At 70.7% G+C, this 20,856-nt stretch carries 17 protein-coding genes and 2 pseudogenes; 12 read left to right on the top strand and 7 right to left on the bottom strand.

The window, feature by feature from the left end:
- The first annotated feature begins 686 nt into the window (after positions 1-686).
- The 3 genes from ACZ4NB_RS28145 (at position 687) to ACZ4NB_RS28135 (ending at position 4,733) form a co-directional block, all read left to right on the top strand.
- Positions 687-2,330, top strand: a complete 1,644-nt coding sequence (locus ACZ4NB_RS28145; RefSeq protein ID WP_467665834.1) for a PLP-dependent aminotransferase family protein — start codon at positions 687-689, stop codon at positions 2,328-2,330.
- 379 nt (positions 2,331-2,709) lie between these two features.
- Entirely contained in the window at positions 2,710-3,909 is a 1,200-nt protein-coding gene (locus ACZ4NB_RS28140; protein ID WP_467665833.1) for a cytochrome P450, read from the top strand.
- A 362-nt stretch (positions 3,910-4,271) separates the two neighbouring features.
- Positions 4,272-4,733, top strand: coding sequence for a hypothetical protein (locus ACZ4NB_RS28135; protein ID WP_467665832.1), 462 nt, complete (start codon positions 4,272-4,274; stop codon positions 4,731-4,733).
- A gap of 59 nt (positions 4,734-4,792) precedes the next feature.
- On the opposite strand, the gene ACZ4NB_RS28130 is transcribed toward ACZ4NB_RS28135, so the two are convergent.
- Together ACZ4NB_RS28130 and ACZ4NB_RS28125 are read right to left on the bottom strand one after the other, a co-directional pair.
- Positions 4,793-5,824: a NucA/NucB deoxyribonuclease domain-containing protein gene (locus tag ACZ4NB_RS28130; protein WP_467665831.1), complete on the bottom strand. Its 1,032-nt coding sequence runs from the start codon at positions 5,822-5,824 to the stop codon at positions 4,793-4,795.
- Positions 5,825-6,609: 785 nt separating this feature from the next.
- Positions 6,610-6,804, bottom strand: a pseudogene (locus ACZ4NB_RS28125) (hypothetical protein); the annotation flags it as partial.
- Positions 6,805-7,366: 562 nt separating this feature from the next.
- Here ACZ4NB_RS28125 and dhaK point away from each other — a divergent pair.
- The 3 genes from dhaK to ACZ4NB_RS28110 are packed head-to-tail and all read left to right on the top strand — an operon-like array spanning position 7,367 to position 9,470.
- Positions 7,367-8,359, top strand: a complete 993-nt coding sequence (dhaK, locus tag ACZ4NB_RS28120) for a dihydroxyacetone kinase subunit DhaK (protein WP_467665830.1) — start codon at positions 7,367-7,369, stop codon at positions 8,357-8,359.
- Between the two features lie 47 nt (positions 8,360-8,406).
- A complete protein-coding gene (gene dhaL / locus ACZ4NB_RS28115) occupies positions 8,407-9,018 on the top strand; it encodes a dihydroxyacetone kinase subunit DhaL (protein WP_467665829.1) in 612 nt (203 codons plus the stop codon).
- A 14-nt stretch (positions 9,019-9,032) separates the two neighbouring features.
- A complete protein-coding gene (locus ACZ4NB_RS28110; protein WP_467665922.1) occupies positions 9,033-9,470 on the top strand; it encodes a PTS-dependent dihydroxyacetone kinase phosphotransferase subunit DhaM in 438 nt (145 codons plus the stop codon).
- A 48-nt stretch (positions 9,471-9,518) separates the two neighbouring features.
- On the opposite strand, the gene ACZ4NB_RS28105 is transcribed toward ACZ4NB_RS28110, so the two are convergent.
- On the bottom strand, positions 9,519-10,337 hold the full coding sequence (locus ACZ4NB_RS28105; protein ID WP_467665828.1) for an SAM-dependent methyltransferase: 819 nt from the start codon (positions 10,335-10,337) through the stop codon (positions 9,519-9,521).
- 385 nt (positions 10,338-10,722) lie between these two features.
- On the opposite strand from ACZ4NB_RS28105, the gene ACZ4NB_RS28100 reads away from it, so the two are divergent.
- Positions 10,723-11,367 (top strand): RNA polymerase sigma factor, encoded by a 645-nt coding sequence (locus tag ACZ4NB_RS28100; RefSeq protein ID WP_467665827.1) that lies wholly within the window; start codon positions 10,723-10,725, stop codon positions 11,365-11,367.
- Between the two features lie 3 nt (positions 11,368-11,370).
- Entirely contained in the window at positions 11,371-12,171 is an 801-nt protein-coding gene (locus ACZ4NB_RS28095; protein WP_467665826.1) for a hypothetical protein, read from the top strand.
- On the opposite strand, the gene amaB is transcribed toward ACZ4NB_RS28095, so the two are convergent.
- From amaB to ACZ4NB_RS28080, 3 genes are read right to left on the bottom strand one after another with little or no spacing between them, the layout of a single operon-like run.
- Positions 12,158-13,717: an L-piperidine-6-carboxylate dehydrogenase gene (gene amaB, locus ACZ4NB_RS28090; protein ID WP_467665825.1), complete on the bottom strand. Its 1,560-nt coding sequence runs from the start codon at positions 13,715-13,717 to the stop codon at positions 12,158-12,160. The two genes, ACZ4NB_RS28095 and amaB, sit on opposite strands and share 14 nt — an antisense overlap.
- Positions 13,718-13,752: 35 nt before the next feature.
- Positions 13,753-15,213 carry a 2-oxoadipate dioxygenase/decarboxylase gene (gene hglS / locus ACZ4NB_RS28085; RefSeq protein ID WP_467665824.1) on the bottom strand — a complete coding sequence of 487 codons (1,461 nt, stop codon included), beginning with the start codon at positions 15,211-15,213 and terminating at the stop codon, positions 13,753-13,755.
- Positions 15,214-15,249: 36 nt separating this feature from the next.
- Entirely contained in the window at positions 15,250-16,446 is a 1,197-nt protein-coding gene (locus tag ACZ4NB_RS28080; RefSeq protein WP_467665823.1) for an NAD(P)/FAD-dependent oxidoreductase, read from the bottom strand.
- 229 nt (positions 16,447-16,675) lie between these two features.
- Between ACZ4NB_RS28080 and ACZ4NB_RS28075 the strand changes: the two genes are divergently transcribed.
- Both ACZ4NB_RS28075 and ACZ4NB_RS28070 read left to right on the top strand, forming a co-directional pair.
- Complete coding sequence (locus ACZ4NB_RS28075; protein ID WP_467665822.1) at positions 16,676-17,590, top strand: LysR family transcriptional regulator; 915 nt, start codon at positions 16,676-16,678, stop codon at positions 17,588-17,590.
- A gap of 101 nt (positions 17,591-17,691) precedes the next feature.
- Positions 17,692-18,867: a sialidase family protein gene (locus tag ACZ4NB_RS28070; RefSeq protein ID WP_467665821.1), complete on the top strand. Its 1,176-nt coding sequence runs from the start codon at positions 17,692-17,694 to the stop codon at positions 18,865-18,867.
- 24 nt (positions 18,868-18,891) lie between these two features.
- On the opposite strand, the gene ACZ4NB_RS28065 is transcribed toward ACZ4NB_RS28070, so the two are convergent.
- Complete coding sequence (locus ACZ4NB_RS28065; protein ID WP_393501509.1) at positions 18,892-19,299, bottom strand: STAS domain-containing protein; 408 nt, start codon at positions 19,297-19,299, stop codon at positions 18,892-18,894.
- A 317-nt stretch (positions 19,300-19,616) separates the two neighbouring features.
- On the opposite strand from ACZ4NB_RS28065, the gene ACZ4NB_RS28060 reads away from it, so the two are divergent.
- Together ACZ4NB_RS28060 and ACZ4NB_RS28055 are read left to right on the top strand one after the other, a co-directional pair.
- Positions 19,617-20,378, top strand: coding sequence for a DeoR/GlpR family DNA-binding transcription regulator (locus tag ACZ4NB_RS28060; RefSeq protein WP_467665820.1), 762 nt, complete (start codon positions 19,617-19,619; stop codon positions 20,376-20,378).
- 187 nt (positions 20,379-20,565) lie between these two features.
- A pseudogene (locus ACZ4NB_RS28055) lies at positions 20,566-20,856 on the top strand (sugar ABC transporter substrate-binding protein); the annotation flags it as partial.

Raw genomic sequence — 20,856 nt, 5'->3', positions numbered from 1 at the left:
GGACCGTCTCGTGCAAGGCTCCACGGGGCCGCAGTGCGCACAGCCAAGGTGGCGGACCGCGCCGTACGGATCTCCCGTCCCGCACACACCGCGATCTACGCCGCAATGCTCAAGCTCCGAGCCGACGACCACCCCGCCTCCAGAGCGTCGCGGACAGCCGGTCCTCTGCCTCGCGCTGGACGAGGTCGGCGAGCGCCCGGGGCCGCTGTCCTTGGGCATCTGGTCGGCGCGGCGTCGTAGGCCGTAGTTGACCACGCCCGGGACTGGTCCCGGCCGGAAAAGAACGCGACTACAGCACACTCCTGCGGCACCAAAGCTGCCTTTCCGAGAGTTGCCGAAACGTCACTCCTGAAGGCGCCCCTGGATAACTGGCCTCAAACGCTTTCCACTTGAAATAACTAGATGGAGATAAATACAGAAGAGTGGGCAATCGGGGCGGCGCGTCACGCATATCGTGTGTACCGCGAGTTCCTGGACAGGGCACCCGCGCTCCGCGGCAACCGCCGCTTCGGCAGTTCAACGACAGGCGACCGACCAATTCAGCAACCGTCCGTTGACCGCCGTATAGGCGGCTGACTCGCGCAACCACCTGCCCCCTTAGATCCGAGCGATTCCCGAGACCCTTGGCGCCTGGCGGCGATCCCACTTGCAGCCGTTTCGCAATTTCGCTCAGAATCGGACATCGAATGATTACCGAACACTCCGATACGCATCTCACGGCACGGCCGGTCAACGACGACTACCGGCTGGGTACCGAGGCATACACCGATGAGCAACGGACCGCGGTCCTTGCCAAGTTGGAGGGGTACCTGGGCGGGCAGCGGGAGCGTCTTCTGGGTTACCAGGTGAACCTGTCGCTCGACGGCCACGCCGCCCTGGGTCGTTTCCTGGGCTACCACATCAACAACATCGGGGACCCGTTCGTCGACAGCAACTACAGCCTGCACTCGCGGTGGCTGGAGCGGGCGGTTCTGGAGCACTACGCCCGCCTGTGGCACGCCCCGCTGCCCGAGGACCCGGCCAGTCCTGGGGATAAGGACGGGTGGGGATACGTGCTGTCCATGGGCAGCACCGAGGGCAACCTGTACGCCATGTGGAACGCCCGTGACTACCTGGACGGCAACGCCCTGGTGCGTGACGAGGTCTCCGGCGATGCCAGCTGCCGCACCAGCTACCTGCGGGCCAAGCACCCCGACGACAACCCCAACGCCTACATGCCGGTAGCGTTCTTCTCGCAGGAGACGCACTACTCGCACATCAAGGCGATGCGGGTGCTGGACATCCCGACCTTCTACGACCTGGGCGGCAGCCTCTACCCGGGCGAGTGCCCCATCGACGTGGCCGGCACCGGCATGCAGACGTACAACGGGTGGCCGCTCGGCGGAGTCCCGACCACCGGCGGCGACGAGGGTCCGGGCACGGTCGATGTCGACGCCTTGGTGGCCCTCGTGGACTTCTTCGCCGCCAAGGGCCACCCCGTCCTGGTCAACTTCAACATCGGCAGCGTCTTCAAGGGCGCCTACGACGACGTTCAGGGCGCCTGCGAGCGCCTGCGACCCGTCTTCGAGCGGCACGGCCTCGTCGACCGCACCGTGCGCTTCGACCCCGACGACCCCACCCGGGTCAGCATCCGCAACGGGTACTGGATCCACGTCGACGGAGCCCTCGGCGGCGCCTACGCCCCCTACCTGGAGAAGGCCCGCGACAGCGGACTCATCGAGACCGCGCCGCCGGTCTTCGACTTCCGGATCCCCGAGGTGTCCTCGATCGTCACCAGCGGACACAAGTACCCCGGCGCGCCCGTCCCCACCGGGATCTACATGTCCCGCGCGGGATCCAAGCTGCGCCCGCCGTCCGACCCGGCGGTCGTCTCCTCTCCCGACAGCACCTTCGCCGGATCCCGCAGCGGCTTCGCCTCCCTGGCCATGTGGAACCACCTCGCCCAGTTCAGCGAGGAGCAGCAGGTGCGGCAGGCCGCCGAGGTCCTGCGGATCGCCGAGTACACGGCCGAACGCCTGCACCGGCTGAGCGAGCAGTTGCGGGAACGCGGTGAGCCCTGGGCCGAGGACGGTATCGAGGTCGGTCACGGCGATCACGCGCTCAGCGTCTGGTTCCAGCAGCCGCGGGCTGAGATCACGCAGAAGTACTCGCTGGCCTGCGTGCCACTCAATCTCGGTGGACTCCGCCACGACTACAGCCACGTCTACGTCATGCCGCACGTCACCCAGGAGTTGATCGACGAACTCCTTGAGGACCTCTCCCAGCCCGGAGCATTCGACCGTTCCGCGGAAAAGGACGCGCAGCGGCCCCCAATTCCCCACCAGCGCTGACCCGCGGGCGGGCAGCCGAACCGCAAGCGCCCGCCCGCCTCCTGGCGATGTTGCCCCGCATATCCCCGCGTGCGGGGCAACTCGGCATTCCGGCGTGGGGACAGCGGTACAGCCGTGGCGGCAAGCACTGGACCGTGGCTGGTCCCTGGGCCATGGTGCCTGTGAACAGCTTGTGGGGGCGCGGCCGTGTCAGAGAGGCGTGTGTCCGGAGATCGCTGGTGAGTCGTCAGGCGGATTCCTCGTTCCATCCGGCCTCGGCGCGGACCCCGTGGCGTCCCAGTGCGCGGAGAGCTCGGCGGCTGCCGGTTCAACGGCGGTTCCCCGCCTCCGGGACCCCGGAACTCAACGAAGACTCCTGCGAAGCCATTCGGAAGGACGTATGACCTCGTTCCTGGACACGATCACGCCGGAGGAGCTCCACGCGGATCCCTATCCGATCTATCAGCGGCTTCGACGTGACCACCCGGTGGCCGAGATCCCTGCGCTCGGCTGCTGGCTTGTCACGCGCTGGCAGGGCGTGCGTCAGGTGATGAGCCACAGTCGTGCCTTCACCACCAGCTTTCCGTCCGCGATGTCGGAGATCTACGGATCGGAGAACATCCTGTCGAGGAGCGGCGACATCCACAAAGGGATGCGCGCCAGCGTCGAGGAACTCTTCGCGCCCGAATGCGCCGGTCGCGCCCGAGGGTACGCACGAAAGCTGGTCGTCGAGCGGGTCTCCGGCATGCATGGGCAAGCGGACCTCATGGGTGAGGTCCTGCAACCCGTCGTGGCAGAGGTGTTCCGGTGGATGCTGAGCCTCAAGGTCGACAGCACGACCCTGCTGCGCCTGGCACAGGACCTGTGGCTGGGCGCCCTCGATTCCGGGGACCCCGCCAAGCTCGCGGTGGCGGCCGCCGCTGTGAACGAGCTCGACGCCGCGCTGACCCCCTGGTTCGAGGGCCTCGGCCCGGACCCTTCCTCGGCGATCGCACGGTGGCGACACATCAACCCTGGAGGCGTTTGTCCGCGAGGCGCCGCGGAGGTCCTCCCGACGATCCGCGTGATCCTCCCGTCCCTTCCCGAACCCGGGTGGGCGGCGGGCAGCCTCCTGGTCGCACTGTTCAACGACCCGGACCAGCGCCGGCTTGTCCGGGACCACCCGGAGCTTCTCGGCGATGCCGTCCACGAAGTCCTGCGCTGGATGCCACCGTTCGGGCTCGTCCACCGCATGACCACGCGACCGGTGGAACTGGACGGTACACGCCTGCCCGCCGGTGCACACGTCCTGGCCGCGATCGGCTCCGCGAACCGCGATGAGACGGTGTTCGAACAGCCCGACACCTTCGACCTCCGCCGCCGACGGCAGCCTCTGGTCACCTTCGGATACGGAGAACACGCCTGCCTCGTGCGCGCGTTCATTCCCGCCATCGTAGAAGGACTGGTCGCCGGCATCCTCGACGTCCACCCCGGCGTCCGCGCCGACCCTTCGGAGCAGCCCCTCCTAGCCGGCTGGGCCGCCCGCTACACCGCACGCCTTTGCGTGGACGGCCTCGGCGACTCCGCGGACCGGGCGACAGCGCTGCGCCCGCCTGGTTGAGGCAGGGCCCGCGGACCGGCCCCCTCACGCTTCCGCTCCCGCCGGACGGGGCCAAGATCGCCCCGCTCAGTCGAATCGTGTCTCTGAAGGGGTGGTCTCCGCACAGGCGGAGGTGATCCGCATGAACCGCCGAGGTATCCGTTCCGGCCGTGGTCGTCTCCGCGCAGGCAGAGGTGACCCGGCGCAGGCGGAAGCCCTGGCGAAAGCGGATGAGCGCTCTCCGCTACGGAAGTAGGCGTACGCATTCAGGCCACCTTCGCAGCGATGCGTCTGCGGCCGCGAAAGCGAGCCACCGGACAGTCCATAGCCTGCGTGGTCAAGGCGCAGCGGCTATGCTCGCTGCACATCGATAAGGGGGCACGGTGGGCAAGCTTCTTCATCAGCAAGAGATGGAAGTAGAAGTCGAATTCTATTCCTTCGCCCTTCAAGAGGCGGACGACAACCTCGTTCCGTCTCCTTTCCCGGAGGGATTCAAATCGGGCAGCTTCCTGTCTTCCCTTGAACGAAGAATCGACATCGAAAGCGGCGGTCACACCCACACTGCATATCTGACTGCCGAGGTGTGGGATTCGGAGCCTAGCAAGCATGTCAGCGGCGACTGGGAGGCCGAGGGCGAGGGCGAGATTGAATCACCAACCGGAGAGTTGGCCATCTGCGAGATGACCGGGAACTCTGGAAATTACATCCAGCTCGGACGAATGCACACGCTATGGAAAGCGCGCATTCGAAGTTCGGGTCGTGATGCCGTTTACCGACTGGCTCAAGTCGACGTCCCCATCGGCGTCGAACGATATCTGGTGCAGTTCTGGCCCGCTAGCGGGTAGGACCGCACACCAGCCGGGTGGAGCGATAGTCGCCCCACCCGGCACAGAGTAAATCTATGTCAGTCTATCGCCATGAGGTAGGCGTCGACTTCTTGCCCCGTAGCGTCCCTACCATGCAAGATCCGATTTTTGTCACAGAAGAGAGCCAGGATCGTACCGCCGGCCTGGTTCTGTCCCTTGGGGATGGGGAGAGCAGAAAAATTGTCCTTCGGCGCAGACGGTTCCTTCGAATGTTGAGCCGCGCCCTCATAGGTGCTTGCGAACGGGTATTCATCACATTCGCGAGCTCCTGCCGGGTCGCTCGTCGCGTAGTCCCCACCCCAGTATTTCACGCACATACTCACTGCTGTTCGGCGGTTAGCCCTGTAACGGGGCTTGTCGCGGCCGGGGTACAGCCGATGCAGCGGGCGATTCGCATCGAATCCGGGAACGTTCTTGTGCGAGTTCGGCGGCTTGGTTTTACTGGGGTTCGTGTGCGCGAGATTGATATGGTCGGCCACCGCCTTCTCCGGCGCTCCCTGCTTGGAGCTGTAATGCAGGGCAACCTTGTACGTGAACGCCGCTCCGCCGCGCTTCGTCGGGTCAGCCGCTCTACTGTTGGGCAGGTAGGTCGCGGCATCCCAGTTCATGGCCGTAAAAGTGACTCGCTCCGGACCAGGATTGGTCCCGACGTAGCCGGGTGGGTACTTCACCGACACGTAGGGGACGTATGCCATGGTGATCAGGTCATCGGGCTTCGATCCTTGCCCAGCATCGAAGATCACGTTGTGCCTGTAGTTGGGAGTCGTCCGCAGCGCATCAAACGATTTCTTCGGCGGGATTAGACCGGACTCCCTCTTTTGGGCATGAGATATCAGCACCCTCTGTTCAACGGTTGTATTGACGATCAGTCCGCTCGTCTTCGCATTTGCCGTGGCGGCGAAGTTCGAGAAGTGATAATCGAACCGAACCGTCCGATCATCAGCATTCGGGACGGTACCGAGGACCGTCACCGCAAAGCTTGACTCCCCTGCCGGGCGGCCATTCTTTCCCCACACCTGCAGAAGCTGCAGAGCGCCACACATCGCGAACCGTGACTTGAAATAGATCAAGCCGTTATTAAGATTCTTATGGCACTCCTTATCCGATATTGACCGCGGCGGGTCCGGATAGGTGCCACCATTTCCCGCGCGAAGAGGCGGAGGAGAGTCCTTCACACCCAGATTCCCAGCCTCCGGCAAGAGGGAGGCCGCCGGGCCTACTATTTCCCCTCGGTCCACCTTTGGCTCCTGATCCTCTAAGGATCTCCCCAGATTTGCCAGAAATCCCGGACTCTGGAGCTGAGCTAGCGTTGGAGGCTTCGCGCCAACCGGAAGAACGTAGGTTTCCACAGTCAGGCGGTCAGGCGCGGCCTCAGCAGGTGGCGTGAAGGCCGTGATCGCTAACGCTGCAGCAGCCAGCCCGACCCACACCTTTCCCCGTCGCCGATGCGGTGGCGTCAAAATACGAGTCATTTCTCTCCGAAGGCACTCTGTCGAACAATCACGCGAATAATAATCATGGAACTTCGCATTCCACGCTTTGGCGCATGTTCTGTCCTAAAATGCTCGTCGGTGGCCGAAGGCTTCCAGGTCGATGAGGTAGCGAGATCCGGTGGGCTTCCAGCGATTGAGCAATGCTTAGATCCCGTGGATCAGCTCGGGAGGCGCACCCTCCCGACCGATCGACTGGTATCCAGTAGGCCCGCGCTTCCGCATGGGTCGGGGACGGGCAACCGTGCTCAGCCGTTCAAAGGCCAATCCAACGAACGCCACGGAGCCAGGCCCGCGCCGGAGTCATGACCCGCCGGACGCCTTGACCGACTCGATGGGCTGGCGAGGCAATGCGCGTGGGTGCCTCAATTACGTAGACGCAGAAGAGGGGTTGCCCTGCGGGTGGCTTTGATAACGCCGCGCCGGTAGCGGTGCAGCTCTGGCACGTGGTGGTAGATGGATACGTCGCGGGAGTGGACGGCGAAGCCCATGCCGGCCAAGCTGCGTTCGATGGTGAAGCTGCCACGGCACGGTATGTAGAGCGGGCCGCGGAGCCAGCTGCTGACCGCCTCATGCGATCAACTCCCTGTTGCCGAGCCAGGGGCATGCAGGCGGGCTTACGAGCGTGGCTGGCGCGACCCCGGAACCTATTGGCCCGCACAGTCGCCAATCGATCCGGGCAGCGGATCAGCCTCCGTGGTGGTCAAGGCTCGGCGGGGCCGCAGTGCGCACAGCCAAGGTGGCGGACGGCGCCGTACGGATCCGGAGTGGCCAGGCGTCCGCCTGGTGCACTTCCATGGGGGCATGGACACGACGATGATCGGTCGGAGGCGAGGCGAGGTGGCACCGCTCAGGGCGCGACGACACCCGCGGATAGCGGGGCCGTCGTCGGCTCGCGGGCCGATACTTGCACCGGCGAGCCCGCCACCTCCGTGACGCCCGGAACGTGCCTGACATGCCATCAGGCACGTCGGCGTCAAGTCAGCATCAGACCCGCCGGACCCCGCATACGACCGCCACGGAACGCCAAGATCAGAAACTGTCGGAACTGCCGCAATCCACTCTCTGACCTGGTGAAACACCGGCCAGAGGCACGACCGCCCATCTCACCTGGAGGTACCGATGAAGATGTTGATCAACGTCGCGGAGACCGTAGTCGCCGACGCGCTGCGGGGGATGGCCGCGGCGCACCCCGAGCTGGTGGTGGATGCCGAGAACCGGGTGATCGTGCGGCGGGACGCGCCGGTGGCGGACAAGGTGGCGCTGGTGTCCGGGGGCGGTAGTGGGCATGAGCCGCTGCACGGAGGGTTCGTCGGGCCCGGGATGCTGGACGCGGCCTGCCCCGGGGAGGTGTTCACCTCGCCGGTGCCGGACCAGATGGTGCGGGCGGCGGCGGCCGTGGACAGCGGGCGCGGTGTGTTGTTCGTAGTGAAGAACTACACGGGCGACGTGCTCAACTTCCAGATGGCGCAGGAGCTGGCGGAGGACGAAGGGGTGCAGGTCGCCAGTGTGCTGGTGGACGACGACGTCGCGGTGACCGACTCGACGTTCACGGCGGGGCGGCGCGGGACCGGTGCGACGCTGTTCGTGGAGAAGATCGCCGGGGCGGCGGCCGAGGAGGGGATGCCGCTGGAGCGGGTGGAGGCGGTGGCCCGGCAGGTCGTCGCCTCCTCGCGCAGCTTCGGGGTGGCGCTCAGTGCGTGTACGACGCCGGCGAAGGGCAGTCCGACCTTCGACCTGCCCGCCGGTGAGCTGGAGTTGGGAGTGGGCATCCACGGCGAGCCGGGGCGGGAGCGGCGCGCGATGATGACCTCGCACGAGATCGCGGACTTCGCGGTGGACGCGATTCTGGAGGATCTCCAGCCGCGGCTGCCGGTGCTGGTGCTGGTCAACGGCATGGGGGCGACGCCGCTGCTGGAGCTGTACGGGTTCAACGCCGAGGTGCGCCGGGTGCTGGACGAGCGGGGCGTGGCGGTGGCCCGGACGCTCGTCGGGAACTATGTGACGTCGCTGGACATGGCAGGCTGCTCGGTGACGCTGTGTCAGGTGGACGGGGAGCTGCTGCGGCTGTGGGACGCGCCCGTGCAGACGGCGGGGCTCCGCTGGGGCCGCTGAGGCCCTCCCGCCCGCTCAGTGACCGAACGACCGAAGGAGAGTAGCCCGTGTCCGAAACGGCCCTGGATGCCGCGTTCTTCGTACGCTGGATGACGGCGGCGGCCACCGCCATCGACCGGGAGGCCGCCCGCCTCACCGAGCTGGATTCGGCCATCGGCGACGCCGACCACGGCGCGAACATGCAGCGGGGGTTCGCGGCCGTGGTCAAGACGGTGGCGGAGGGCGAGCCGCCGGCGACGCCCGGTGCGGTGCTGGTCGCCGCCGGGCGGCAGTTGATCTCAAGTGTGGGCGGCGCGTCCGGACCGCTGTACGGGACGCTGCTGCGGCGCGCCGGGAAGGCGCTCGGCGAGGCGGCGGAGGTGTCGCCGGAGGAGTTGCGGGCGGCGCTGGACGCCGGAGTGGCCGCGGTGGGGCAGCTCGGCGGGTCGGCGCCGGGCGACAAGACGATGCTCGATGCGCTGGTGCCGGGGGTGGCGGCGCTGGCGACCTCGTTCGACGCGGCGGCCGAGGCCGCCGGGGAAGGCGCCTCGGCGACCGTGCCGATGCAGGCCAGGAAGGGCCGGGCCAGCTATCTGGGCGAGCGCAGTATCGGGCACCAGGATCCGGGCGCGACGTCGTCGGCGCTGCTATTCGCGGCGCTCGCGGAGGTGGCGAAGTGAGCGCGGCGGACGCGGTGCGGGCGGACGGCGGCGGTGCGGCCGGTGACGGGGGTTCCCTGGTCGGTGTGGTGCTGGTGTCGCACAGCGGGCCGGTCGCCGAGTCCGTCGCGACGCTGGCCGTCGGGCTGGCTGGCGGCGGGGCCAAGGCTCCGGTGGCGGCCGCGGGCGGTACGCCGGACGGCGGGCTGGGGACCAGTTCGGAGCTGATCACCGAGGCGGCGCGGGCGGTGGACCGCGGTGCGGGGGTGGCGATCCTGGTCGACCTGGGCAGTGCGGTGCTGACCGTCAAGGCGATGGTCGCCGAGGGGGACGAGCTCCCTGAGGGCGCACGGCTGGTGGACGCGCCGTTCGTGGAGGGCGCAGTGGCCGCGGTGGTCACGGCTTCGGCGGGGGCGGATCTGGACGCGGTCGCGGCGGCGGCGACCGAGGCGTACGGGTACCGCAAGGAGTGACGGCTGGGGCGGTGGCCGGGCCGAGCTCCGGCCCGGCCACCGCCTCGTTCAGGGCTTGCGGGCGACGGCCGCGTAGCAGGACGCCTCCGCGTCGGTGACGTGGGTGGCGTCCTCGGGGCGGTCGGGGCGCCACTGGTGGGAGAGGGTGACGCCGGGCCCCAGCAGCTCCCAGCCGTCGAAGAAGCGGGCGAACGCGGCGCGGGGGCGGAACTGCAGTCCGGTCCCGGCGGCGGCGTAGATCTTGCTGATCTGCTCCATCGCCTCGGGGGCGAAGTCCGCCGTCGCATGCGTCATGGCCAGCACCGAGCCGCTGGGGAGCGCGGACTTGAGGGTCTCGACGATGCCGTGCGCGCGGTCCCGCCCGTCGTCGGTGACGAAGTGCATCAGGGCGTTGAGGCTGAGCGCGACGGGCCGGCTCAGGTCGAGGGTGTCCAGGAGCCGCGGTGCGGCGAGGACGCCTTCGGGGTCGGTGACATCGGCCTGGAGGTAGGCCGTGCGGCCCTCGGGCGTGCTGTGGAGCAGAGCGGCGGCGTGCGCGAGGACGATGGGGTCGTTGTCGGTGTAGACGACCCGGGCGTCGGGGGCGACGTCCTGGGCGATGTCGTGGAGGTTCGGCCGGGTGGGGATGCCGGTGCCGATGTCGAGGAACTGCCGCAGGCCGGACTCGGCCAGGAAGCGGGTGGCGCGGTGCATGAACTCGCGGTTGATGCGGGCGGCGACCAGCGCGGCGGGGAAGACGCCCAGCACGCCGCCGGCGGCCATCCGGTCGGCCAGGAAGTTGGTCTTGCCGCCCAGGAAGTAGTCGTAGATCCGGGACGAGTGGGCCCGGTCCAGCTGTAGATCCACCACGGGCTCATGGTCGTTCATCGTCCGCTGCCTCCCCGGTACGGCACAGCGCCCCCGGCCCCTTCCAGCGACCAGGGGGCGCACTCTTAAGAGCCGTGCGCCCTCAAGGCGCACAACACGCCTCCGTACACACGGCTGCTGGAGCACTGCCCGGTACGCCCTGGATCATGCGAGGCGAACACCCCGCACAGGTGGTGACGATCCAGGCGGAAAAAGTCACGGACCGTCACATCAAGTTGTCACGGGTAGTCATATGAATACGCAGCGGAAGATTTTTGCGTCTCCCATGCCACAAACGGGCCCACTTTCCTGTTCATTGGAGGGTGAGGGCAAACCGTCCTCCCGCTGCCGCCGTCGCCTCGGCACCCCCGTCAGCGGTGCACGACGATCGGAACGAGGGCGGCTCGTGAGCGTAGACCGGGACCGACTTCCAGCGGCGTGCGCCCCGGCGCACACCCGCATCACGGAGTTAGCCGCGCCCTCCCGCTGCCCGCCGAAGGCCCGCCCGCCGGGGCCGTCCGACCACCGGCTGTCGATCACCTTCGAGGCGTTCCTGGCGACCCATGCCGGCAAGTGGCTGACGTACGCGTATCTGCACACGGGCAGCGAGGCCGCGGCCCGCGAGGTCACCCTGTCCGCGTACGAGCAGCTCGGCCGGCTGTGGCCGCACGCACTGCGGCAGCCTTCGGTCGAGGCGTACGCCTGGTCGGTCCTCAAGGAGCGGGTGGTGGAGTGGCTCTACGACCACCAGCAGCCCACCGCGCTCACCGAGACCGCCGCCTTCGCCGTCGTCGCACACGCCCTGCTGCGCGAGTGCCAGCAGCAATTCGCCATGCTGGAGAGCCAGTTGGGGCTGTACGCCGCCATCGCCCGGCTGCCGGAGCGGCAGTGCGACGTGATCGTGCTGCGGCATGTCATCGGCTACAGCGACGCCCAGATCGGGGGGCTGCTCGGGGTCGACGAAGTCACCGTCCGCTCCTATGCGAGCCGCGGCAAGCGCAAGCTCGCCGCGGCTCTCGGCATCGACCAGGGAAACACCAGGGGGAACTGAACCATGTCGCACCACCACCCGGCCGGCCGCCGGGAGACCGTCGAGACGCTGCTGAGCGCCGCCGCAGCGGTGTCCGGAATCAACGGCCTGGCCGGGTTCTGCGACCTCGCCGAGCGCACTCCGGCCGGCAGGCCCGGCACCCGGACCGTCGCCCTGCGGACGGGGGCGGACGGGCCGCGGGCGGCGGTGCTGCCGGGGCGCGCCGACCGCGGGGCGCCCAGCGCCTACCCCAGCGCCCGCGACGAGGCCACCCATGAACTCCAGCTGGCCTGTGCGTTAGTGGTCAACGCCGCGGCGGCCGCGGCCAGCCTGGAACGGCTGGTCAACGACCACCACATCGACCCCGAAGGCGCGCTGGTCTTCGCCTGTCTGCTGCACATCACCGGACGCTGCGACGCGGCGCACTTCTGGTGGCACTTCGGCGCCGGTGCCGGCAGCCGGACCGCGGCCTACTGCCTGTACCTCTCCCACCGCCGCAACGGCGAGTACCGTGACGCCGCCTACTGGCGCGAGCAGGCCGCGCACGCCCCCGACGAGGAGCGCCCGGCGGTGACGGCGTTCGACGACAAGCAGCTGCTGCCGGACGCCGCCCGGCACAACCTCCTGGTCCAGTGGCACAGCGGGCTCGCCCCGACCCTGCCGACGGCCTTGGAGAACGTGATCAACCGGCTGGTCGTGGACGGCGACGACGAGGACTTCGGCGAGATCCCGCGCCCGTCGCCCACTCTCGTCCAGGACCTCGGCCGGGCCGGCCGGAGCGGGTGCGCCCCGGGCCGGCCCGGTGGCACGCTCAGAGGAAGCTGACGCCCTGCGCGAGCGGCAACTCCGCCGAGTAGTTGACGGTGTTGGTGGCCCGGCGCATATAGGCGCGCCAGGCGTCGGAGCCGGATTCGCGGCCGCCGCCGGTCTCCTTCTCACCGCCGAACGCACCGCCGATCTCCGCGCCCGACGTGCCGATGTTGACATTGGCGATCCCGCAGTCGGACCCGTCCGCGGCCAGGAAGCGCTCCGCCTCGCGCTGGTCGCGGGTGAAGATGCTGGAGGACAGGCCCTGCGGAACGCCGTTGTGCAGGGCGATCGCCTCGTCGAGGGTGCGGTAGGTCAGGACGTACAGGATCGGCGCGAAGGTCTCGGTGCGGACGATCTCGGTCTGCTCGGGCATCCGGACGATCGCCGGCCGGACATAGGCGGCGTGCGGGGCCTGCTCCGCCAGGCACCGCTCGCCGCCGGCCAGCAGCTTGCCGCCGGAGCGCTGCGCCTCGGCCAGCGCCCGGGACATCGCCGTGTGGGCGGCGGTGCTGATGAGCGGGCCGACGAGGGTGGCCGGGTCGAACGGGTCGCCCAGCGGGAGCTGTCCGTAGGCGTGCACGATCCGCTCGACGAGGCGGTCGGCGAGGTCCTCGTGGACGATCAGCCGGCGCAGCGTCGTGCAGCGCTGGCCCGCGGTGCCGGCCGCGGAGAAGACGACGCCGCGGACGGTGAGGTCGAGGTCCGCCGAGGGGGCGACCACGGCGGCGTTGTTGCCGCCGAGTTCGAGCAGGCAGCGGCCGAAGCGGGCGGCGACCCGGGGCGCGACCTGCCGTCCCATCCCTACCGAGCCGGTCGCGCTGACCAGCGCCACCCGGGGGTCGTCGACCAGCCGCTCACCGCACTCCCGGGCCCCGAGCAGCAGCCGGTGCACCCCGGCCGGCGCGCCCACGTCCGCGGCCGCGCGGGCCAGCAGCCCGTCGCAGGCCAGGGCGGTGAGCGGGGTCAGCTCGGACGGCTTCCACACGACGGTGTCGCCGCAGACCAGGGCTACGGCGGTGTTCCAGGACCAGACGGCGACGGGGAAGTTGAAGGCGGACAGCACGCCGACGACGCCGAGCGGGTGCCAGCTCTCCGACAGCCGGTGCCCGGGCCGTTCGCCGGCGATGGTCCGGCCGTAGAGCTGCCGGGACAGGCCCACGGCGAAGTCGCAGATGTCGATCATCTCCTGCACCTCGCCGAGCGCCTCGGAGCGGATCTTGCCGGCCTCGATGGTGACCAGGTCGGCGAGGTCCTCCCGGTGGGCGGCCAGGAGTTCGCCCAGCCGCTTGACGAGCGCGCCGCGTCGCGGGGCGGGCACGGTGCGCCATTCCATGAAGGTGCGGTGCGCCTCGGCGACGGCCGCGTCGGTCCGCTCGGGGGTGCTGGCGGCGAGGTGGGCGAGGGTGCCGCCGGTCAGCGGCGTACGGGCGAGGACGGTGTCGGCCCCGGCGCCCGTGTACACGTCGAGGTCCACACCGCAGCGGCCGAGGGCGGCTGCCGCGTGGGCGCGCAGGGCGTCGGTGTCGGGGAGCCGGTGGCCGGTTGCGTCGGTGGCGGGCATGGCGGAACTCCTGGGTGAGGGTGGGTGGGCGGTGGTCAGCGGGCCGGGTGCGGGACGCCCGGATCCGCGCCGGCCGGTTCGGTGGCGAGAAGTTCCCCGTCGTCCAGCGCGCGCAGTGCCGCGCTCGCCTGAAGGGTGAACAGCGCCTGCCGCAGCGCGTGGTCCTGCCGGCGGGCGCAGAGCGCGAACGGGTCGAGGACCGGCCGGCCGATCGCCTCGGACAGGCGGTGTGCGTCGAAGGGGTCGCCGGCCAGTTCCGCGTCGCGGGTGCCGTCGCCGGTCAGGTTGGAGCGGAAGATGCCGGCGGCGGAGCGGGGCAGGAAGTCCTCGTAGACGATGGGGTGGGCGGTGAGCCAGCCCTGGGTGAGCAGGCCGGCGAGGTCGGCGGGCGGGCGCCGGCCGTCCCGGGGCCGGTCGGTGGCCGGCCGGTAGGTGAAGAACGCCTGGTGTGCGACGGCGAGTTGGTGCTCGGTGGCGGGGAAGCCCTGGCGCCACAGGTCGCGGGCCACCGCCTGCCGGTCGGCGCCCGGACTCAGCGATATCCGGCGGTCGGTCTCCGCCATGAGGTGGTCGTAGCGGGCCCGGCCCGCGCGGGTCAGGGCGATACCGCGCGCCTCGACCTCGCCGAAGCGGACCCGCAGCGATCCGACGGTGACCGTGCCGTCGGCCGCGCGGAACCTGCGGGGCTCGGCCAGCGCCCGGAAGGAGGTCTGGCGCAGCAGCACGTCGGGCCCCTCCCAGCGCGGCGGCCCCTGGATCCGGTCGATCATGGTGATGCCGCGCTCCCCCATCCGCCGGTAGAGGGCGTCGATGTCCAGGACGCGCGGGGTGAGGTGGTTGATGTGCGTGGTGCTCACCCCGCCGATGTCGGCGGCGACCGCGGAGACGCGCTCCAGTTCGCTGTACCAGGCGCGGTCGACGGGTTCCGGGGAGAGCGCGAACGCGGCGACCGCCAGGGTGAGGAGGCGTTCGGCCTGCGGCTCGGGGAGTCCGCCGGTCTGCTCGGCGCGTTCGGCCAGGGCGAGGAGCTCGGGCGGGAAGAGCCGTCGGCGGGCGAGGAACGCCTCGACCCGGGAGGCCAGGCCGGCGTCGAAGAAGCGGCGGTCGGAGGTGGTCAGCAGCGAGGTGAAGACCCTGAAGGGGTTGCGGTCCAACTCCTCGTCGCAGGTCGGCCGGAAGGCGGTGGAGACGACCGGTACGGCACCCTCCTCGCCGTCCCTGAGGTCGTAGAAGCCCACCGGGTGCATGCCGAACGCGGCGAAGATCTGGGCGGCCTGGCGGAGTTCCCCGGGGGTGCCGACCCGGATCGCGCCATGGCGTTCCGCGGTGACCCGGCGCAGGGCGCCGAGCCGGCCCGCGTCCGGGTCCCGGGCCGCGACCTCGTCGTTGATCTGCCCGGCCACCTCCAGCAGCGTGGTGTACGCGGGGACTTCGGTGCCGTACATGGCGGAGAGCCGGTGGGCGAACGCGGCGCGCAGTTGCCAGGTGGGGACCATTCGCAGCTCCGGGGGTCGGGGGCGGACCGGGGGTTTTCAGATGATGTGGGCCTCGGGGCGGCCGGTGGGGCGGGTGCCGTCGTCGAAGCGGGTGGCGGCGAGCGGGCCGATGTCGAGGAACGGCTCGCGGCCCAGGTACAGGTCGCGGACGAGTTCGCCCACGGCGGGGGCCTGCAGAAAGCCGTGACCGGAGAAGCCGGTGGCGTACAGGAACCGGCCGGGCCGGCGGGCCTCGCCGATCAGCGCGTTGCGGTCGGGGGTCATCTCGTAGAGGCCGGCCCAGCCGTCGACGACGGGCAGTCGGGCGAGTTCCGGTGCCCGGCGGGCCGCCGCGGTACGGAACGGGGCGAGCCATTCACGAGTGAACTCCCGCTGGAATCCCGGCTGTTGGCGCGGATCGGACAGGCCCATGAGCAGCCCGCCGGCGCCGTCGTTGTGGAAGTAGAGGGTGGAGTCGAAGTCGAGGGTGAAGGGGATGCGGGGCGGGGCGGGGCGCAGTGGTCCGGTGAAGGCGATCTGCCGGCGCAGCGGCGTGACGGGCAGGTCGACGCCCGCCATGGCGCCGACGGCGCCGGACCAGGCGCCCGCGCAGCAGACGACGGCGGGGGTGCGGACGGTGCCGTACGGGGTGCGGACGGCGGCCACGGCGCCGTCGGCGGTGTCGATGGCGGTGACCGGGCAGTGGGTGCGGATCCCCGCGCCGAGCCGGCGGGCGGCGTGCAGGTAGCCGGTCACCGCGGAGCGCGGCAGGGCGTAGCCGTCGGTGGGCGAGTAGGCGGCGGCGACGATGCCGCCCGGGTCGAGGTACGGGCACAGCTCCTGGGCGGCGCGCGGGGTGATGATGCGGCTGGGGACGCCGTGTGCGTTCTGGGTCCGCACGCCCTCGGTGAAGAGGGCCAGTTCGCGGTCGTCGCCGAGGAGGAAGAGGTAGCCGACGGACTCCAGCCCGACGGCGGCGCCGGGCCTGCGGGCGAAGTCCCGCCAGGCGTCCAGGCTGCGCAGGCCGAGCCGGATGTTGAGCGGGTCGGAGAACTGGGCGCGGACGCCGCCGAGGGGTTTGCCGGACGAGCCGGACGCGGGCCGGTCGCGCTCCAGCAGGAGCACTCCGGTCACGCCCGCCTCGGCCAGGTGGAACGCGATGCTCGCCCCGATGACACCGCCGCCGATGATCACGACGTCGGCCTGCTCGGGGAGGGGGACCCGGGCCTTCGCCGAGGTCGCGGTGGATGCCATCCGGGCCGCCTTCCGGTCTGCTGGTGCGGTACGGAGTGGGTGGTGGGCTGTCGGACGCTCCGGTGCGGGTGGGGCGCGGTCACCGGTGGCCCCTAGATGGTGACGGGCGGGCCGTGCCGCGTCCATCGACGGTTGCTGGACGCGATCTATTAAGACTTCTGGGCGCCGGGGGGTTTGGCAAGGCGGCGCACGGGGCCGGCGGGCCCGCGGCGCTGGGTAGGGTGCCGCCATGGAACTGCCAGGTGTCCAGCTCAGGACGCTGCTGGAGCTGACCCGGAGCGGCACGATGACCGCGGCGGCCGCGGCCCTGGGCTATACGCCGGGCGCGGTCTCGCAGCACATCGCGGCGCTGGAGCGGGCCACCGGCACGGAGCTGGTCCGGCGGACCGGGCGCCGGGTGGAGCTGACCGATGCCGGGCACACCCTCGCCGACCACGCGGAGCGGATCCTGGCCGCGCAGGCGGAGGCGGTGGCGGCGCTGGAGCGGGGCCGCGGGGAGCTGCGGGCGCGGCTGCGGCTGGGGGTGTTCGGTACGGCGGCCGCGGTGCTGCTGCCGCCGGCCCTGCGCCGGCTGGGTGCCCGGCACCCCGGTGTGCGGGTGGAGAGCCGCGAGGTGGACGTGGACCAGGCGTACGCGGAGGTGTGCGCCGGACGGGTGGAGCTGGCGCTGGGGCTGGACTATCCGGACGCGCCGCTGGTCCGGGACGGCGCGGTGGAGCTGGTGCGGCTGCGCTCCGAGCGGTTCTCGCTCGCCGTGCCCGGCGGGCGGCCGCCATGGGACGGGCCGGAGGGGCGGGCGGGTGCGCTGCGGCTCGCGGAGACCGCCGAGTGCGACTGGATCCTGCCGGCGGCCGGCTCGTACTACGGGCGGGCGATCCGCGCCGTGTGCCGCCGGGCGGGTTTCGAGCCACGGGTGGTCCACGAGGTGACCGACACCGCCACGTCGCTGGCGATGGTCGGGGCGGGGCTGGGCGTCGCGCCGCTGACGGAACTGATGCTGCGGCTGCGCTCACAAGGGATCACGGCGGTGCCGCTGCACGATCCGGTCGTCCGCCACATCGTGGTCGCGGTCGGCTCCGCCGCGCTCCGCAGGCCGTCGGTGGCGGCGCTGATCGACGCGCTGCGGGAGGGCGCCACGCCGTAGCGAAGCGGCCGCCTCACCCCGACGGAGCCGCTCGACGCGCCCGGTCCGGCGGCCTCCCGCACCCTGGAGCGGCCCCACCGCGTCCGGCTCTGGAGGTACCGGTGAAAGCCGCCCGTCTGCTCGCGCTGGCCGCGCTGCTCGCCACCGGCACCGGCCTGCCGGCCGCCCCCTCGGCCCCCGCCGCCGAGCCGCACCGCGCGGCCGCCCGGCCCGCTCTGTACGAGACCACCGATCTGGCGCTGTCCGGGCGGGGTGCGCACACCTACCGCATCCCGGCGCTGACCACCCTGCCGGACGGCACCCTCCTCGCGGCCTACGACCGGCGCAACGACAGCGCGGCCGATCTGCCCGGGAACGTGGATGTGATGGTGCGCCGGAGCACCGACAACGGGCGTACCTGGAGCGCCCCGAGGGCGGTGGTGGACTACGACGGCGGAGTGGGCGCGGGCGACCCCAGCCTGCTCACCGACCGCCAGACCGGCCGGGTCTTCCTCTTCCACGCGTACGCGCCCAAGGGCGTCGGCTTCGGCAGTGCGGGGGCCGGCAACGCCCACGACAGCACCGGTGTGCTGCACACCGACTACAGCTACTCCGACGACGGCGGCCGCAGCTGGCGCAACCGTCGTCTGACCCGCGCCCTCAAGGACCCTTCCTGGCGGGGCATCTTCGCCTCTTCGGGGGCCGGCAGCCAGCTCTCCGGTGGGCGGCTGCTGCAGCAGTACGCGTTCCGCAAGGCGGACGGCAGCATGTGGGCGGCCAGCGCGTACAGCGACGACCACGGCGCGAGCTGGCACATGGGCGAGCCGGTGGGCCCGCGGATGGACGAGAACAAGACCGTCGAACTGGCCGACGGACGCATCATGCTCAACAGCCGTACCAACGGCGTCAGAAGGCGGCTGATCGCGCACTCGTGGGACGGCGGGCTGACCTACAGCGCCCCGGCCGCGGACGACGAGCTGATCGATCCGGCGAACAACGCCTCGATCCTGCGCTACGACCCGTGGGCGCCGGCCCGTCAGCCGCGTGCCCACTGGCTGCTGTTCAGCAACACGGCGAGCACCGATGTGCGCGAGAGGCTGACCGTGCGGGCGTCCTGCGACGACGGGCGGAGCTGGCCGATCGCCCGGACCGTCGCGCCGGGCGCGGCGGCCTACTCGACGCTGACCCGGCTGCGGGACGGCACCTTCGGACTGCTGTACGAATCCGGCCCGTACCGGAAGATCACCTTCGCCCGGTTCGACGGCGCATGGCTGGGGATGAGTTGTCCGGCCTTCTGACCGTCAGCCGCGCGCACCGCCGCTTCACACGGACGGGTCCGGTGCCGCGGGCGGCCACACCGGGCGGCTGCCGTCGGGGACGGCGGCCAGCGCATGGCCGACCGTGGGGTAGCAGGAGAAGACGTTGAGGGACTGGGTGCCGATCAGCAGCCGCAGCATCCGTACGCCGAGCGACGCCAGCAGCAGCCGCCCTTCCAGCCGCCGGCACAGCCACTCCAGGGCGAGCAGACAGCTCAGCCCCCGCGAGTCGCAGAAGCGCAGGGCGGTCAGATCGAGCACGAGGAAGCGGTGGCCGGCCGAGACCACGGACCGCGCCTCGGAGAGAAATGCCTGCTCGGTGCGGAGGTCCAGCTCTCCACTGACCCGCAGCACCGCACACTCCTCCGCCTCCACGATCGCAGTGACCGCCAACGACCGCATCTCCGAGCTCATGGCGTCCACCCTAAGCGCCTGGGGCGGGGGCACCACCCCGGCCGTCGGCCGTCCTCGGGCACCGGCCGGTCGCGGCCGGTGGACGCGGGGGCGCCCGATGTGGACGACGGGCCCGCCACCAGGGCCGTACGGGCACGGGGCGAGGCCGTGGATCTGGGGCACGCGGTCAGGAAGCAGGCAGAAACGGGCAGGTTTTCCCATGTGACGGGCAGCACTTCGCAGGGAACCGCTTGCTATAAACCTGATGCGGGCGGAAACGGGCAGTCCCGTGACCGAACGGAAGCCGGAATCAGCCAGAAACCAGGCAGGAGTGAGCCATGAGGGCCGAGGAACGCCAGCACCGCATCCTCGCGCTCGCCCGGCAGTCCGGCCGGGTCGAGGTCGCCGATGCCGCCGCCGAGTTCGGGGTCGCCCGCGAGACCGTCCGGCGGGATCTGAGCGAGCTGGAGCGCCGTGGGCTGATCCGCCGCACGCACGGCGCGGCCTATCCGGTCGAGAGCGCCGGCTTCGAGACCACGCTGGCCCGGCGGGAGACCCAGCTGGTGGCGGAGAAGCGCCGGATCGCCGCGGCCGCGGCGGCGCTGGTCGGCGAGGCCGAGACGGTGTTCGTCGACGAGGGCTACACACCGGAGCTGGTCGCCATGCTGCTGCCCACCGACCGCCCGCTCACCGTGATCACCGCGTCGCTGCGGACCGCGTCGCTGGTCGCGGCGTCCGAGTCGGCCACCGTCCTGCTGGCCGGCGGACGCGTCCGCTCCGGGACGCAGGCGACGGTGGGGTCCTGGGCCCGGGACATGCTCGCCCGATTCGTGATCGACCTGGCCTTCATGGGAGCCAACGGCGTCTCCCGGGAGCACGGTCTGACCACCCCCGACCCGGCGGTCGCCGAGGTGAAGGAGCAGGCCGTGCGCTCCTCGCGGCGGCGGGTGCTGGTCGGGGTGCACAGCAAGTTCGGCGCCAGCAGCTTCTGCCGGTTCGCCGATGTCGGCGACTTCGACGTGATCGTCACCGACGCGGGCCTGTCCGCGCCGGAGGCGCATCGCTACTCCCTCCTGGGGCCGCAGGTGCTCCGGGTCTGAAGCCGGGGCACGGGGCACCCGGACGACCGGCCCCGTAGGAACCACCGTCTGCTACACCGCCGTAGGCCACACCCCGGCCCGCGGACGGTCCATCGAGCCTGCCCGGAACACCGCGGCACCGCCCCGTCCCCCCTCGCCATCCCCCGATTCCCCACCTCCCCCTGTCGCCCCCAGAAAGGCCCCAGCCGTGAGAGCACGATCCCTCAAGCAGAGCCGTACCGGCCGCGCCCTGGCGCTGACATCGGTCACCCTGTCCCTGTCGCTGGCCGCCACCGGCTGCTTCAGCGGCGCCAACAGCGCGGACAGCGGCGGTCCCCAGACCATCAATGTGCTGATGGTCAACAACCCGCAGATGGTGGATCTGCAGCGGCTGACGGCCGAGCACTTCACCAAGGAGACGGGGGTGAAGGTGAAGTTCACCGTGCTGCCGGAGGACGATCTGCGCGACAAGATGAGCCAGGACTTCTCCAGTCAGGCC

The organism is Streptomyces sp. NPDC026575, from assembly GCF_055567415.1.
Note: the sequence above shows the minus strand (reverse complement) of the source record. Positions and strands in the feature narration are given on the sequence as shown.

What these genes read in the sequence shown, in the direction of transcription:
- ACZ4NB_RS28145 (WP_467665834.1), top strand. Translation starts at nt 687, where the DNA reads ATGATTACCGAACACTCCGATACGCATCTCACGGCACGGCCGGTCAAC.
- ACZ4NB_RS28080 (WP_467665823.1), bottom strand. Translation starts at nt 16,446, where the DNA reads ATGGCATCCACCGCGACCTCGGCGAAGGCCCGGGTCCCCCTCCCCGAG.
- ACZ4NB_RS28065 (WP_393501509.1), bottom strand. Translation starts at nt 19,299, where the DNA reads ATGAGCTCGGAGATGCGGTCGTTGGCGGTCACTGCGATCGTGGAGGCG.
- ACZ4NB_RS28095 (WP_467665826.1), top strand. Translation starts at nt 11,371, where the DNA reads ATGTCGCACCACCACCCGGCCGGCCGCCGGGAGACCGTCGAGACGCTG.
- ACZ4NB_RS28075 (WP_467665822.1), top strand. Translation starts at nt 16,676, where the DNA reads ATGGAACTGCCAGGTGTCCAGCTCAGGACGCTGCTGGAGCTGACCCGG.
- ACZ4NB_RS28105 (WP_467665828.1), bottom strand. Translation starts at nt 10,337, where the DNA reads ATGAACGACCATGAGCCCGTGGTGGATCTACAGCTGGACCGGGCCCAC.
- ACZ4NB_RS28060 (WP_467665820.1), top strand. Translation starts at nt 19,617, where the DNA reads ATGAGGGCCGAGGAACGCCAGCACCGCATCCTCGCGCTCGCCCGGCAG.
- hglS (WP_467665824.1), bottom strand. Translation starts at nt 15,213, where the DNA reads ATGGTCCCCACCTGGCAACTGCGCGCCGCGTTCGCCCACCGGCTCTCC.
- dhaK (WP_467665830.1), top strand. Translation starts at nt 7,367, where the DNA reads ATGAAGATGTTGATCAACGTCGCGGAGACCGTAGTCGCCGACGCGCTG.
- ACZ4NB_RS28140 (WP_467665833.1), top strand. Translation starts at nt 2,710, where the DNA reads ATGACCTCGTTCCTGGACACGATCACGCCGGAGGAGCTCCACGCGGAT.
- amaB (WP_467665825.1), bottom strand. Translation starts at nt 13,717, where the DNA reads ATGCCCGCCACCGACGCAACCGGCCACCGGCTCCCCGACACCGACGCC.